This is a genomic window from Acidovorax sp. GW458-11-26-14-TSB4, assembly GCF_059423865.1.
The window spans coordinates 175,338-188,118 of record NZ_JBWKYR010000001.1 but is presented as its reverse complement, the minus strand read 5'-3'; the positions used below and the strand labels follow the sequence as shown (position 1 = coordinate 188,118).

14 protein-coding genes are annotated in these 12,781 nt (G+C 67.7%); 7 read left to right on the top strand and 7 right to left on the bottom strand.

The window, feature by feature from the left end:
• Window positions 1-5: 5 nt before the first annotated feature.
• The 5 genes from AC07X5_RS00920 to AC07X5_RS00900 all read right to left on the bottom strand — a co-directional run bounded on the left by AC07X5_RS00920 (window position 6) and on the right by AC07X5_RS00900 (window position 5,328).
• A complete protein-coding gene (locus tag AC07X5_RS00920; RefSeq protein ID WP_494768696.1) occupies window positions 6-995 on the bottom strand; it encodes an MBL fold metallo-hydrolase in 990 nt (329 codons plus the stop codon).
• Between the two features lie 61 nt (window positions 996-1,056).
• A complete protein-coding gene (locus tag AC07X5_RS00915; protein WP_409957402.1) occupies window positions 1,057-2,505 on the bottom strand; it encodes a sensor histidine kinase in 1,449 nt (482 codons plus the stop codon).
• Window positions 2,506-2,517: 12 nt separating this feature from the next.
• Window positions 2,518-3,192 (bottom strand): response regulator, encoded by a 675-nt coding sequence (locus AC07X5_RS00910; RefSeq protein ID WP_305744333.1) that lies wholly within the window; start codon window positions 3,190-3,192, stop codon window positions 2,518-2,520.
• A 100-nt stretch (window positions 3,193-3,292) separates the two neighbouring features.
• Complete coding sequence (locus tag AC07X5_RS00905) at window positions 3,293-4,243, bottom strand: N-formylglutamate amidohydrolase (protein ID WP_409957403.1); 951 nt, start codon at window positions 4,241-4,243, stop codon at window positions 3,293-3,295.
• A 119-nt stretch (window positions 4,244-4,362) separates the two neighbouring features.
• Entirely contained in the window at window positions 4,363-5,328 is a 966-nt protein-coding gene (locus AC07X5_RS00900) for a tripartite tricarboxylate transporter substrate binding protein BugE (protein WP_494768695.1), read from the bottom strand.
• 108 nt (window positions 5,329-5,436) lie between these two features.
• Here AC07X5_RS00900 and AC07X5_RS00895 point away from each other — a divergent pair, with 108 nt between their 5' ends.
• From AC07X5_RS00895 to AC07X5_RS00885, 3 genes are read left to right on the top strand one after another with little or no spacing between them, the layout of a single operon-like run.
• Window positions 5,437-6,381 (top strand): LysR substrate-binding domain-containing protein, encoded by a 945-nt coding sequence (locus tag AC07X5_RS00895; protein ID WP_494768694.1) that lies wholly within the window; start codon window positions 5,437-5,439, stop codon window positions 6,379-6,381.
• Window positions 6,382-6,436: 55 nt separating this feature from the next.
• A complete protein-coding gene (locus AC07X5_RS00890) occupies window positions 6,437-6,649 on the top strand; it encodes a helix-turn-helix domain-containing protein (protein ID WP_409957406.1) in 213 nt (70 codons plus the stop codon).
• A gap of 16 nt (window positions 6,650-6,665) precedes the next feature.
• Window positions 6,666-7,172 (top strand): Clp protease N-terminal domain-containing protein, encoded by a 507-nt coding sequence (locus tag AC07X5_RS00885; RefSeq protein WP_409957407.1) that lies wholly within the window; start codon window positions 6,666-6,668, stop codon window positions 7,170-7,172.
• A 25-nt stretch (window positions 7,173-7,197) separates the two neighbouring features.
• Here AC07X5_RS00885 and AC07X5_RS00880 read toward each other — a convergent pair whose 3' ends face one another.
• Window positions 7,198-7,707 (bottom strand): MarR family winged helix-turn-helix transcriptional regulator, encoded by a 510-nt coding sequence (locus tag AC07X5_RS00880; RefSeq protein WP_409957408.1) that lies wholly within the window; start codon window positions 7,705-7,707, stop codon window positions 7,198-7,200.
• A gap of 142 nt (window positions 7,708-7,849) precedes the next feature.
• On the opposite strand from AC07X5_RS00880, the gene recA reads away from it, so the two are divergent.
• Window positions 7,850-8,932, top strand: a complete 1,083-nt coding sequence (recA, locus tag AC07X5_RS00875) for a recombinase RecA (protein ID WP_409957409.1) — start codon at window positions 7,850-7,852, stop codon at window positions 8,930-8,932.
• Window positions 8,933-9,040: 108 nt separating this feature from the next.
• Window positions 9,041-9,496, top strand: coding sequence for a recombination regulator RecX (gene recX, locus AC07X5_RS00870; RefSeq protein WP_494768693.1), 456 nt, complete (start codon window positions 9,041-9,043; stop codon window positions 9,494-9,496).
• Here recX and argC read toward each other — a convergent pair.
• The gene (gene argC, locus AC07X5_RS00865; protein WP_494768692.1) at window positions 9,493-10,425 is read right to left on the bottom strand and encodes an N-acetyl-gamma-glutamyl-phosphate reductase; all 933 of its coding nucleotides are present in this window, start codon (window positions 10,423-10,425) and stop codon (window positions 9,493-9,495) included. The genes recX and argC overlap by 4 nt on opposite strands.
• A 192-nt stretch (window positions 10,426-10,617) precedes the next feature.
• Between argC and sucC the strand changes: the two genes are divergently transcribed.
• Both sucC and sucD read left to right on the top strand, forming a co-directional pair.
• Window positions 10,618-11,778 carry an ADP-forming succinate--CoA ligase subunit beta gene (gene sucC / locus AC07X5_RS00860; protein WP_494768691.1) on the top strand — a complete coding sequence of 387 codons (1,161 nt, stop codon included), beginning with the start codon at window positions 10,618-10,620 and terminating at the stop codon, window positions 11,776-11,778.
• Window positions 11,779-11,793: 15 nt separating this feature from the next.
• Complete coding sequence (gene sucD / locus AC07X5_RS00855) at window positions 11,794-12,690, top strand: succinate--CoA ligase subunit alpha (protein ID WP_492227777.1); 897 nt, start codon at window positions 11,794-11,796, stop codon at window positions 12,688-12,690.
• Window positions 12,691-12,781 lie beyond the last annotated feature (91 nt).

The following is a 12,781-nucleotide window of genomic DNA, read 5'->3' as shown; positions in this document are numbered from 1 at the left end:
GCACACTACATGGGGATCGCCCGCGTCTCGCCGTGCCGCAGCAGCCAGACGCGCTCGGCCGGCAAGCCGCGCTCGGCCAGCGCGGCGGCCAGGTCGCGTGGCGGGTGGTCGAAGGCTTCCTGGGTGAGCATGAAGGTGCCCCAGTGCACGCCCATGGCCTGGCGGGCCTCCACGTCCAGCATCAGCTGCACGGCGTCGGCCGGGTTCACGTGCATGGGCTTCATGAAATCGCGCGGCAGGTAGGCGCCGATGGGCAGGGCCAGGAAATCCACGGCGCCCAAGCGCTGGCGGATGGCCTTGAAGTCGCCGCTGTAACCGGTGTCGCCCGGGAACAGGAAGCGCCAGGGCGTGGATGCGCCGGGCCGGTCCCATTCGAGCAGGTAGCCGCCCCAGAGCGAGGCATTGGTGTCGTTCAGGCTGCGGCGGCTCCAGTGCTGGGCCGGGGTGAAATGCACGCGCACGCCAGGGGCCAGTTCGACAGCGTCCCACCAGCCGAGCTCGGTGGTGTGCTCCATCCCGCGCCGCATGAACCAGTCCTTGAGCCCCAGGGGTGCGATGAACCGCGGCGCCTGCCCGGCCGCGCGCAGGCGCTTCAAGGTGGCGCTGCACAGGTGGTCGTAGTGGTTGTGCGAGACCAGTACCGCGTCGATGCGTGGCAACTGCTCCGGTGTGAGCGGTGGCGGCACGCGCCGCGCGGCACCAAAGCGGCCCAGTGGGCCGGCATGGCCGGCCAGCGTGGGGTCGATCAGCACGTTCAGGCCCGCCACCTGCAGCAGTATCGAGACATGGCCCAGCCAGGTCACGACGGGTGCTACGTGCGTTTGCGCCAGCAGCGCGTGGTCCACGGGCTGGGTCCAGTCACTGACGAAGCGCGCGTAGCCGCCCGTGGGCTCGCTGCGTGGCTTGAAATCGCCGCGCAGCGACCGCCAGGCCATCTCGTACCAGGGGAAGTTGCCGATCACCACGGCCGGGTCGGTGTTGCGAAAACGGTGCATGGGCGGCATGGGGTCAGCAGGCTGAACGGGGGATCCATGATGCCCCAAACGGGCAAGTGTCTCAGCCCGGGGCGCTGTCGCTGGCCGCAAAGCGCACGCTGAAGCGCGCCCCCGGCGGCTGCATGCCCGGGTGGGCGTCTTCGAGCTGTACCTCGGCCCCGTGCTTGCGCGCGATCTCCAGCACGATGGGCAGGCCCAGGCCCGAGCCGTCGGCATCGCTGCCCAGCGCGCGGTAGAAGGGCTGGAAGACCAGTTCGCGTTCGGATTCGGGCACGCCCGGGCCCGAGTCCTCCACCTGCAGCAGCAGCACGCGGCCAAAAGTGTCGGCCAGCACGCGCGTCGTCACCACGCCGGGCCGGTCGGGGCTCGAGGGGGTGTAGTTGAGCGCGTTGTCCACCAGGTTGCGCACCAGCTCCTTGAGCAGCGTGGGGTTGCCGTCCACCCAGACGCCGGGCGAGCCGGGCTCGGCGCCGTCGTAGCCCAGGTCGATGCGCTTTTCGAGCGCGCGCGGCACCGAGTCGCGCACCACTTCGATGGCCAGGCGAGCCAGGTCGCAGGGCTGGCGCGCAAAGCCCACGCCGCTGCCCTCGGCGCGCGCCAGGGCCAAGAGCTGGTTGACGGTGTGCGTGGCGCGGATGCTGGAGCGCCCGATCTGCTGCAGCGAGCGCTTGAGCTCCTCGGTGCTGGTGCCCTCGCGCTGGGCCAGGTCGGCCTGCATGCGCAGGCCGGCCAGCGGCGTCTTGAGCTGGTGCGCCGCGTCGGCCAGGAAGCGCTTTTGCGTGGCCAGCGAGTCGTGCAGGCGTGTGAGCAGGTCGTTCACCGAGGAGACCAGCGGCGCCACCTCCAGCGGCACGGTGCGGTCGTCCAGCGGCGACAGGTCGTCTGGGTTGCGCGCGCGGATGCGCTGCTCGAGCTGGTTCAGCGGCTGGATGCCGCGCGCCAGCGCCAGCCACACCAGCAGCACCGCCAGCGGCAGGATCACGAACTGCGGCAGCATCACGCCCTTGATGATCTCGGTGGCCAGCACGCTGCGCTTCTCGCGCGTTTCGGCCACCTGCACCAGGGCCAGCGGGCTGTCCTGCAAGGGCAGGCGCACCCAGATGTAGGCCACGCGGATGTCGATGCCGCGCAGCTCGGCATCGCGCAGCCGCACCTCGCCGGGCATGGGCACCTCGTCGGTGGGCGGCGCAGGCAGTTCGCGCTCGCCCGAGAGGAACTCGCCGCCCACACCCTTGACCTGGTAGTACACCACGTCGGAATCATCGGCACGCAGGATCTCGCTGGCCGGCTGGGGCAGGTTGAACTGCACGGCGCCCTTGTGCACGCCCACGAGTTGCGCGAGCGCATGCGCGTTGTACTCCAGCGCCCGGTCGAAGGGCTTGTTGGCCAGCCCCTGCGCCACCAGCCAGGTCAGCGCCAGGCTCACCGGCCACAGCAGCAGCAGCGGGGTGAGCATCCAGTCCAGGATCTCGCCGAACAGGGAGCGCTGCTCGCGCTGGAAGATTTTCAAGATGGAGGCGGGCTAGCCCGGGATTTTCTCGAGACAGTAGCCCAGGCCCCGCACCGTGGCAATGCGGATCGGGCCGCGCTCGATCTTCTTGCGCAGGCGGTGGATGTAGACCTCGATGGCGTTGTTGCTTACCTCTTCGCCCCACTCGCACAGGCGCTCGACCAGCTGCTCCTTGCTCACCAGGCGGCCGGCGCGCTGCAGCAGCACCTCCAGCAGGCCGAGCTCGCGCGCGGACAGCTCGACCATCTTGCCGTCGATGGTGGCCACCCTGCCCGCCTGGTCGTACACCAAGGGGCCGTGCTTGATGGCGCTGCTGGTGCCCCCCATGCCGCGGCGCGTGAGCGCACGCACGCGGGCTTCGAGCTCCTGCAGGCTGAAGGGCTTGGCCATGTAGTCGTCGGCCCCGAAATCCAGGCCCTTGACACGCTCTTCCACGCTGTCGGCCGCGGTGAGGATCAGCACCGGCAGCGCCGAGCCGCGGCTGCGCAGCTTCTTGAGCACCTCCAGTCCGTGCATGCGCGGCAGGCCCAGGTCCAGGATCAGCAGGTCGAACTCGTTGTTGGTCATCAGCGCGGCATCGGCCTCGCTGCCGCTGGCCACATGGTCCACCACGGCGCCGGAGCTGCGCAGGGTGCGCAGCAGTCCATCGGCCAGCACCTGGTCGTCTTCGGCGATGAGGATGCGCATGCGGGGGTGTCTCCTGTTGGTCGGCCCGGTCTGGCGCCGGGCCTGCCACCCCATTCTAGGCGCGGCGGGCTGCCGCTGCCGGCAGCCCGTTTGCGCGGGATCAGCCTCGCGGGTCGTGCGCCAGCAGCTTGTCCACCAGGGCGCGCAGATCGGTGCGCAGCCGTGCCATGCCCTCGGGGTGCTGTTCCAGGGTGGCCTCGTCCATGTAGAGCCGGCGGTTGATCTCCACCTGGATGCTGTGGCGGTGCGCGGCCGGGTCGCTGTAGCGGCGCACCAGCTCCACGCCCTTGTAGGGGTGGTTGTATTCCACGCTGTAGCCGCAGCCGCGCAGGTGCTCGCAGACCAGGGCCGACAGCGCCGGGCTGGCGGTGCTGCCGTCGCGGTCTCCGATCACGAAGTCGGCATGCACCAGGCCCGGGAAGTCGGTGGCGTGGCTGGCCGCCACGGCCGGCATGGAGTGGCAGTTGATGTGGATGCTGTAGCCGTGGCGCGCATGCGCGGCGGCGATGGCCTGCTCCACGGCGCCGTGGTAGGGGCGCCAGCAGCGGTCGATGCGCGCGCGCACCTCGTCCACCGTGAGCTGGCGGTTGTAGATGGGTTCGCCCTCGTCGGTGAACTTCCAGATCAGGCCCTTGCCCAGGCGCACCTTGGAGAGCACGCGGGGATCGGTGGAAATGGGGTCTGGCCATTCGCCGTCGAGCAGGCTGACGTCGAGTTCCGTGGTGTTGCGGTTGGCATCGAGGTAGATGCGGGGGAAGTGCGCTTCCACCCAGGCCACGCCCAGCGCAGGGGCGAAGTCGTAGAGCTTCTCGACGTGGGTGTCTTCGGCGCGGCGCAGCGTGGGCAGGTCGCACACGGAGCCGAAGTCGTCGGGGTAGCGGGTGCCGCTGTGCGGCGAGTCGAGCACCAGCGCGGTGGTGCCGGGCAGGTAGGTGAATGTGGGGGGAGAGGATGAGGCCGCAGGCGCCAGCGGGGTGCTGCCGGGAGAACCGGTGGCACCGGGCTGGGCCTGCTGGAATCGTCGGTGGATGAGTTTCAAGGCTGCATGCATAGGCAGAGTGTGCGCAAAGTGGGACGGCCGGCCTAGCCGTCCAGACCGGGTGGAGACCATGGTTATCCCTAGTGGCCTTGCCCAGCTATGGCCGCCGGGCCCGTGGGCCCGGCACGGTTTCAGTCCAGAGCGATCTTGGCGTAGGCCGCGACGCGCTTCATCTTGTCGATCTCGCGCACCAGCTGGGCCGAGAAGTCCTTGGGCGTGGTGCCCGAGGGGTACAGGCCCTGGCCGGCCAGGCGCTCGCGCACGGCGGGTTCCTGCAAGGCCTGAGCAACGGCCTGCTGGATGCGGTCCACGGCGGCCGCGGGCGTGCCGGCCGGTGCGACCAGGCCGAACCACGACGGGTCGTTGTTGTTGGCGAAGCCCAGTTGGGCATAGGTGGGGACATCGGGCAGCACGTCAAGCCGCCCGGGCCAGGAGACGGCCAGCGCCTTGAGCTTGCCGGCCTTGATGTGCGGCAGCGAGGAGGCCACCTGGTCGAAGTACACCGCCACCTGGCCGGCCAGCACGTCGTTGATGGCCGGGCCTGCACCCCGGTAGGGGATGTGCACCATGGAGGTGCCCGTGCTGCTCTTGAACAGCTCGCCCCACATGTGGCCGATGGTGCCATTGCCGGGCGTCGCGAACGACACGCGGCCGGGGTTGGCCTTGAGGTATTTCACGAGATCGGCGAAGTCCTTGACCGGCAGGGCGGTCGGGTTCACCACGACCACGCCTGGGGCCTTGACGATCTCGGTCACGCCCACGAAGTCCTTGATCGGGTTGTAGGGCAGCTTGCTGTAGACGGCCGGGTTCACGCCATGGGTGGACAGGGTGGCCACACCCAGCGTGAGGCCGTCGGCCGGGGCGCGCGCCACCTCGGCCATGCCAATGGATCCGCCTGCGCCGGCGCGGTTGTCCAGCACCACGGGCTGCTTGAGGATGCGCACCAGCGACTCCTGCAGCGCGCGCACGGTGATGTCGGTGGCACCGCCGGGCGGGAAGGGCACGACGATGCGCAAGGGCTTGGCATCTTGCGCCAGGGATATTCCAGGAACGAAAGATGCGGCAGCCAGGGTGGTGAGCAGGTGACGGCGTTTCATGGATGGTTTTCCTAGGGAGGGGGTTTGAGATTAAATGATTCGGTACCCTCTACCAAGCAATGGATGTGCCTGATAACATTCCAGCTCGGAATGATTTGATAACTTACGATGTCCTCCCTCAGGCGGCTTTCGCCACCCGTGCACCTGCTGCGCGCCTTTTCCACGGTGACCCGCTTTGGCAGCGTCTCGCGCGCGGCCGAAGCGCTGCACCTGACCCAGAGCGCGGTGAGCAAGCAAGTCAAGGAGCTCGAGGGTTGGGTGGGCGTGCCGCTGTTCGAGCGCAGCCGCAAGCGCCTGGCGCTGACGCCCGCAGGCGAGCGCTACGAGAAGGCCGTGCGCGCCGTGCTCGCGCAGCTCGAGGCGGCCACGCTGGAGCTCATCACCAGCGACGACGGTGGTGGCGCGCTGCACCTGTCGAGCCTGCCGACCTTTGCGGCCAAGTGGCTGATTCCGCGCTTGCCCCAGTTCCAGCAGCAGCATCCGCAGGTCACGCTGCATTTCGTGCCCTATGTGCACAGCTACAACTTCGAGCGGCCCGAGCTCGACTGCGCCATCCTCTTCGGCGACGGCCACTGGCCCGGCGCGCATGCCCATTACCTCACGGGGCAGGACGTGGCGCTGATCGCGCCGCGCAGCCGGGTGGCGGACTGGGCCATCGACCGCCCGCGCGACGTGGCGCGCCATACCTTGCTGCGCCATGTCACGGTGCCCGAGGCCTGGCTGCGCTGGAGCGAAACGCATGGCGTGCAAGGGCTCAACCCGCTGGCCGGCCCGCAGTTCGACCAGTTCCAGTCCATGATCCGTGCCGTGATGGCCGGCATGGGCCTGGCGCTGGTGCCGCGCTGCCTGGTGCAGGACGAGATCGCCAGCGGCCTGGTGCGCGAACCGCTGCCTGGCTGCGGCTACCAGAGCGATGTGGGTTACTGGTTCTGCTATCCCGAGGGGCGCAACCAGCTGCAGACCCTGCAGCAGTTCCGCCAATGGCTGCTGGCCTGTGCCGAGCCCGCATCTGGGGGGAGCGGTCCGGTCGCCAGCTCCGTGCCCGCAGCGTGACGGAAGCCGTCAATATTTGTTGACGCCCGACCGGTCGTCAACTACAGTTGACGGCATGCAGTTACCCGCATCCCTTCCTTCGCACGAGGACCCCGAGGCTGCGCTCGCGGCCGTGGTGGCCTTGCGACTGTTGGCCGACCGGCTCGAAGCCGATGCAGTGGCTGCGGCGCTGCAGCAGGGCTGGTCCTGGGCGCAGATCGCACAGGCGCTGGGTGTCAGCAAGCAGGCCGCGCACAAGCGGCTGTCCGCCCATGTTCCCCGAACCTGAGACAAGGAGTTCCACCATGTTCCGCAAGCTGCAGCGCCGTTTCCAGAGCATGCGCACCTTGAGCCGGCTGTGCACGGACGCAGAGGCGCACGCCCGGTTGCGTGGCCAGGCGGCGCCGGGCGCGGAGCACTTTCTGCTCGCGGCCATCGACCTGCCCGAAGGCTCGGCGCGCCGGGCCTTCGAGAGTGTCGGTGCCGACCCGTCAGCCGTGGGGGAGGCCATCGAGCGGCAGTACCGTGAAGCCCTGCAAGCCGCGGGCGTGCAAGCCCCCTTGCCGCAGGCGGCCGCGCTGCAAGCGCCCGCGGCGGCGAGCCTCTACCGCGCCCGGCCCTCGGGCCAGGAACTGGTGCAGGCACTCGCCCGCTCAAGCAAGGAGCAGGAAGGCCCCTTGCTCGGCGCGCACGTGGTGGCCGCCGTCGCGGCCATGCCGCAGGGCGTGGCGGCGCGCACGCTGCGGGCCCTGGGGGTCGATGCCCCCCGCCTGGTGGCCGCCGCCCGGGCCCAGGTGCCATCGGCAGACTGACCAGGGCCCGCGGCGCCCGGTCTGCTCAGCCCGGCCCGCCGCCCGCATAGGCTTCGAGCCCGATGGCCACCACGGTGGCCACGTCCTTGCCCACTTCGCTGCGGAACTCGGCCTCGGCCTGGGCCACCGCGTCGCGGAAGGCTTGCAGCCAGGCCAGGCCCGTGGGGGTGAAACACACGCGCCGCGCCCGCGCATCGAGCGGGTCGGCCTCGCGTGTGACCAGGCCCCAGGCCTCGCACTGGTCGACCAGCGTGGCCATGGCCTGCTTGCTCATGCCGGCGCGCTGGGCCAGGTCGGTCAGGCGGTCGCCCTGCAGGGCCAGGTGGCGCGTGATGTGCACGTGGGCCGCGCTCACCTGGTCGCGCGCGGCCAGGTTGGACAGGGCCAGCGGCACTTCAACGTTCTGCGCCATGAGCTGCAGCACCCGGGCGTCGAAACGGCGCATGGCGTGGCCGAGCAGGCGCCCCAGGTGGGTCTGGCGCCAGCCATCCTCGGCGGGTGTGGGTGCTGGTGCGGTGGGCAGAAAATCGGGCATCCGATATTGTCAGGCAAACTGACTAAATAGTGGATTGCTGCCGCGCAATGGCTCGCATAAACTACTGTTCAAGCATCCAGCCTGTAGTTAATTGCAGACGAAGTGCAAACACCCAACCCGTTGTTTCTCAAGGAGTTTTCCCATGGACGTCGCAGTCAAAGGCACCAACCCCGCCCTTCCCGTCAACACCGAAAAGGCCAAGGCACTGGCGGCCGCGCTCGCCCAGATCGAGAAGCAGTTCGGCAAGGGCACCATCATGCGCCTGGGCGAAGGCGAAGTGATCGAAGACATCCAGGTCGTCTCCACCGGCTCGCTGGGCCTGGATATCGCCCTGGGCGTGGGCGGCCTGCCACGTGGCCGCGTGGTCGAGATCTACGGCCCGGAATCCTCGGGCAAGACCACGCTGACCCTGCAGGTGATTGCCGAGATGCAGAAGCTGGGCGGCACCTGCGCCTTCGTCGACGCCGAGCACGCGCTGGATGTGCAGTACGCCCAGAAGCTCGGTGTGCAGCTGTCCGACATGCTGATCAGCCAGCCCGACACGGGTGAGCAGGCGCTCGAAATCGTGGACAGCCTGGTGCGCTCGGGTGCCGTGGACCTGATCGTCATCGACTCGGTCGCTGCGCTCACGCCCAAGGCCGAAATCGAAGGCGAGATGGGCGACGCCCTGCCCGGCCTGCAGGCCCGCCTGATGAGCCAGGCGCTGCGCAAGCTCACGGCCACGATCAAGAAGACCAATTGCACGGTCATCTTCATCAACCAGATCCGCATGAAGATCGGCGTGATGTTCGGCAGCCCCGAAACCACTACCGGCGGCAATGCGCTCAAGTTCTACGCCTCGGTGCGCCTGGACATCCGCCGCACCGGCACCATCAAGAAGGGCGACGAAGCCATCGGCAACGAGACCAAGGTCAAGGTGGTCAAGAACAAGGTGAGCCCGCCCTTCAAGACGGCCGAGTTCGACATCCTGTTCGGCGAAGGCATCAGCCGCGAGGGCGAGATCATCGACATGGGCGTGACCGCCAAGATCGTCGAGAAGTCGGGCGCCTGGTATGCCTACAACGGCGAGAAGATCGGCCAGGGCCGCGACAACGCGCGCGAGTTCCTGCGCGAGAACCCCGACCTCGCCCGCGAGATTGAGAACAAGGTGCGCGAAGGGCTGGGCATTGCGCTGCTGCCCGACGGACTGCCAGCGGCTGCAGCAGCAGACGATTCGGACGAGTGATGCGGCGGCGCATTGGGCGCCACCGCGATACGCCTTGGCGGCCATTGCGCAGTGTTGCGGCAATGGCCGCAGTGCATTGCATCCCTTGCCTGTCTGCAGAACCAACACATGGGCTTTGACACCCTTTCCCTCAAGGGCCGCGCATTGCGGCTGCTGGGCCAGCGCGAGCATTCGCGCGCGGAACTGCTGCGCAAGCTGCGCCCGCACGTGCAGGAGGGCGAGGACCTGGAGGCCGTGCTGAATGAGCTCGAGGCCAGGGACTTCATCAGCGAAGAGCGCGTGGTGGCCTCGGTCGTCCACCAGCGCGCCGGGCGCATGGGCGCGGCACGCATCCGCCAGGAGCTGCAGGCCAAGGGTGTGGGTGGCGAAGCGGCTCAACAGGCCCTGGCGCAGCTGCAGGACACCGAGTTGGCCCGCGCCCGCGAGGTGTGGCGCCGCCGTTTCGGCGAGCCGGCCGGGGACCCGCAAGGTCGCGCGAAGCAGGTGCGCTTTCTGATGGCGCGCGGCTTTTCCAGCGACGTGGTGCGCCGCGTGGTGCGCGGCGTGGAGGGTGATGAGGTTTAGATCCCCAGCATCAGCTTGAGGTTCTGCACCGCAGCGCCGCTGGCGCCCTTGCCCAGGTTATCGAGGCGCGCCACCAGCACGGCGTGGCGGTAAGTTTCGTTGGCGAACACGCGCAACTCGAGCTTGTTGGTGTTGTTGAGGGCCAGGGCGTCGAGCTTGCCGTCGGCCGTGGCGGGCAGCACGCTGACCCACTGCTCGGGCGTGTTGCTCTTGGCGTAGTGCGCGGCCAGGGCGTCGTGCAGGTCGCTGGCCTTGGGGGCGCCGGGCAGCATGTCCAGGTGCAGGGGCAGTTGCACCAGCATTCCCTGCTCGAAGTTGCCCACCGAGGGCACGAAGATGGGCCGGCGCGTCAGGCCCGTGTAGCGCATGATCTCGGGCAGGTGCTTGTGCGCCAGGCCCAGGGCATACAGTTCGAACAGCGGGGCCTCGCCTTTCTGGTAGGCCTCGATCATGGTGCGCCCGCCGCCCGAGTAGCCGCTGACCGAAGGCAGGGCGAGCGGAAAGTCCACGGGGACCAGGCCCGCATCGACCAGGGGCCGCAGCAGGGCGATGGCGCCCGTGGCATAGCAGCCGGGGTTGGCCACGCGGTTGGCGGCGGCCACCACATCGGGCTGGCCGGGCGCCAGTTCGGGGAAGCCGAAGACCCAGCCGGGGGCGGTGCGGTGGGCGGTACTGGCGTCGATGATCTTGATCCTGCGGCCACCGGCCTCTTCGATGCCATCCACCATGGCCACGGTCTCGCGCGCCGCATCGTCGTGCAGGCACAGCACCACCAGGTCCACGCCGGCAATCAACTCGCGCTTGGCGGCAGGGTCCTTGCGCAGCTCGGGCGCAATGCTGACCAGCTCGACCTCGGGCATGGCCTGCAGGCGCTCACGGATCTGCAGGCCCGTGGTGCCGGCTTCGCCATCGATAAAGACTTTGGACATGGGGTGACTCCTGCTGGTCTGGCAGTGGCAACTGCCGGGTAAGAATGGATGGACTTCAACGCTGTACGTGTTAGGCACAAGGGATGGTGCGTCGCAGCATGATACAGTCGAAGGTTGCCATGTCCCAAGCCCGCGGCCAGACACCTGTTCATGGTAAACGGGTAACTACCACCCTTCCCTGAGAGAGACCTCATGAAGATTCACGAATACCAAGGCAAGGAAATCTTGCGCAATTTTGGTGTGCCCGTTCCGCGTGGCATTCCCGCTTTCACGGTGCAAGAAGCCGTTGAAGCAGCCCAGAAGCTCGGCGGCCCCGTGTGGGTCGTCAAGGCCCAGATCCACGCCGGTGGCCGTGGCAAGGGCGGCGGCGTGAAGGTCGCCAAGACCATCGACGACGTCAAGCGCATTTCTGGCGAGATCCTGGGCATGCAGCTCAAGACGCACCAGACCGGCCCCGAAGGCCAGAAGGTCCGCCGCCTGTACATCGAAGACGGCGCCGACATCAAGAACGAACTGTACGTGTCGCTGGTCACCGACCGCGCCACGCAGAAGGTGGCCCTGATCGCTTCGAGCGAAGGCGGCATGGACATCGAGGAAGTGGCCCACTCCACGCCCGAGAAGATCATCACCGAGATGATCGACCCGCTGACCGGCATCACCGCCGAGCAGAGCAAGAAGGTCGCGGCCGCCATCGGCCTGACCGGTGCTTCCATCGACCAGGCCGTGGACATCTTCGCGAAGATCTACAAGTGCTACATGGAAACGGACGCGTCGCTGGTGGAAATCAACCCGCTGAACTGCGACTCCAAGGGCGACCTGATGGCCCTGGACGCGAAGTTCAACTTCGACGCCAACGCCCTGTTCCGCCACCCTGAGATCGTGGCCTTCCGTGACCTGGACGAAGAAGATCCGGCCGAAGTGGAAGCCTCCAAGTTCGACCTGGCCTACATCAGCCTGGACGGCAACATCGGCTGCCTGGTGAACGGCGCCGGCCTGGCCATGGCCACCATGGACACCATCAAGCTGTTTGGCGGCGAGCCGGCCAACTTCCTGGACGTGGGCGGCGGTGCCACCCCCGAGAAGGTGACCGAAGCCTTCAAGATCATGCTCAAGAACCCCAAGGTCGAAGGCATCCTGGTCAACATCTTCGGCGGCATCATGAAGTGCGACACCATCGCCACGGGCGTGATCACTGCCTGCAAGGCCGTGAACCTGAACGTGCCGCTGGTCGTGCGCATGAAGGGCACCAACGAAGAGCTGGGCAAGAAGATGCTGGCCGAGTCCGGCCTGCCCATCATCGCCGCAGACACCATGGCCGAAGCCGCGACCAAGATCGTTGCTGCCGTCAAGTAAGCCCGGAGAACACACATGTCGATCTACATCAACAAAGACACCAAGGTCATCACCCAGGGCATCACGGGCAAGACCGGCCAGTTCCACACCGAAAAGTGCCAGGAATACGCGAACGGCAAGAACGCCTTCGTGGCGGGCGTGAACCCGAAGAAGGCCGGCGAGTCGATCTTCAACATCCCGATCTACGCCTCCGTCAAGGAAGCCGCGACGCAGACCGGCGCCACCGTGTCGGTGATCTACGTGCCGCCCGCAGGCGCTGCTGCCGCGATCTGGGAAGCCGTTGAAGCCGACCTGGACCTGGCCATCTGCATCACCGAAGGCATTCCAGTGCGCGACATGCTCGAAGTGCGCAACAAGATGAAGGCCAAGGAAGCCGCCGGCGGCAAGAAGACCCTGCTGCTGGGCCCCAACTGCCCCGGCCTGATCACGCCCGACGAAATCAAGATCGGCATCATGCCCGGCCACATCCACCGCAAGGGCCGCATCGGCGTGGTGAGCCGTTCGGGCACGCTGACCTACGAAGCCGTGGCCATGCTGACCGAAGTCGGCCTGGGTCAGTCGAGCGCCGTGGGCATCGGCGGCGACCCGATCAACGGTCTCAAGCACATCGACGTGATGAAGGCTTTCAACGACGATCCGGACACCGACGCCGTGATCATGATCGGTGAAATCGGCGGACCCGACGAGGCCGAAGCCGCCCAGTGGTGCAAGGCCAACATGAAGAAGCCTATCGTGGGCTTCATCGCTGGCGTGACCGCGCCTCCCGGCAAGCGCATGGGCCACGCCGGCGCGCTGATCTCCGGTGGCGCCGACACGGCCGATGCCAAGCTGGCCATCATGGAAGAGTCCGGCTTCGTCATCACGCGCAACCCCTCGGAACTGGGCAAGCTGCTCAAGGCCCAGCTGAAGTAACAAGCCATACCAGTCCGTAAGCACAATTACGGACGCATCGGGCGCAGGCGCCCGATACACTGGCCGCTCCAAAAAAGAGAAGCGGCCCGTA